This window comes from Neisseria sp. P0009.S007, from assembly GCF_051962515.1.
The window spans coordinates 1-1,183 of the sequence record NZ_JBQCVF010000422.1 but is presented as its reverse complement, the minus strand read 5'-3'; the positions used below and the strand labels follow the sequence as shown (position 1 = coordinate 1,183).

Here is a 1,183-nt window from a genome sequence, read left to right as displayed (position 1 = left end):
GCCCTGCTCGTGGTCACAGCTACCCAGTCCTACAAGACTGAACAGCGTATCAGCACCAATGATGCCGACCGCAAACTGGCAACCACCCTCGCCGAAGCGGCACTGCGTGAAGGTGAAAATCAAATTTTTGATATTGAAGGTAAAAAAACTACTTTTACCGCAAAATGTGAAAAAGGTTTATGTTCCACGCCAAACGTCAAATCCAATGGCGATTTTACTGAAGAAGGCAACCCAACCGTAGATGCTTGGAAGCGCAAATGCGACAAAAACCTGTGTATTGACACCAATGGTACGGAATATCCTTTAGATAAAAAAAGCGGCATCGTAAATAATCCACGCTACATCATCGAATATTTAGGCAAATCTACTGAGGGTCGAATTACCTACCGCGTTACTGCCAAAGCATGGGGTAAGAATGCCAATACCCAAGTCGTTCTTCAATCTTACGTTGCCAGCGAATAATATAATGAATAAAACCTCTACCAAACAACTAGGCTTTACGCTGGTTGAGATGATTATTGCCGTCGCCATCTTAGCCATCCTGAGTGTCATTGCCATTCCGTCTTACAACCGCTACATTGAACGCGGCTACCAATCACAAGCGCATGCCGAGTTAGTCGCCATCAATTCTGCTTTTAAAAACCAGATGGTTAAAAATCCAAAGTGGAAAACTGATGAGATTAAAACTCAGTTGGATAACTTTATTTCCTCATACAAAGGCCATAAAGATTTGGCAGACAAATATAAATACTCTGCCGAAATGATTGATACCAGTACAAGCCGAGCCTATCGTTTGAAAGCCATTCCCATCAAAACAGGCTATACCCTTTCCGTTTGGATGGATAGTTTAGGCAATGCTTACAAATGCACTGATATTGACTCTGCCAAAGATTCCAAAACTACAATGACCAATGGCAAAGGTTGCGAATCGGTTTCCAAAAAGAAATCTTCTTAATCTGACAAACATAAAAAAGCAGTGTCATTTTATCGACACTGCTTTTTTATTTTACTGTTTCCAATCATCGTCTCGGCGTTGGCGTTTCAACAAGATCCTGACTGCGCCATCATTGCCTTGTCGAGGCTCAACATAAGCCAACACATCAGGATGCTGCATCAACCAGCGGCGCGTCATATTTTTTAAAACCGGTTTATAGCCTGCGGAACCCAAGCCGCTGGTTGATGC

Annotated in this window: 3 protein-coding genes; 2 read left to right on the top strand and 1 reads right to left on the bottom strand. The window is 42.9% G+C overall.

What is annotated here, in order from left to right:
- Together ACTHS3_RS13780 and ACTHS3_RS13775 are read left to right on the top strand one after the other, a co-directional pair.
- On the top strand, nucleotides 1-462 hold a 462-nt coding region (locus ACTHS3_RS13780; protein WP_440368225.1), incomplete at its 5' end, for a pilus assembly PilX family protein.
- Nucleotides 463-466: 4 nt separating this feature from the next.
- Nucleotides 467-955, top strand: coding sequence for a PilX family type IV pilin (locus ACTHS3_RS13775; RefSeq protein ID WP_070608242.1), 489 nt, complete (start codon nucleotides 467-469; stop codon nucleotides 953-955).
- A 51-nt stretch (nucleotides 956-1,006) separates the two neighbouring features.
- On the opposite strand, the gene ACTHS3_RS13770 is transcribed toward ACTHS3_RS13775, so the two are convergent.
- Nucleotides 1,007-1,183 (bottom strand): Smr/MutS family protein (locus tag ACTHS3_RS13770; protein WP_440368226.1); only part of this gene is annotated, 177 nt, incomplete at its 5' end.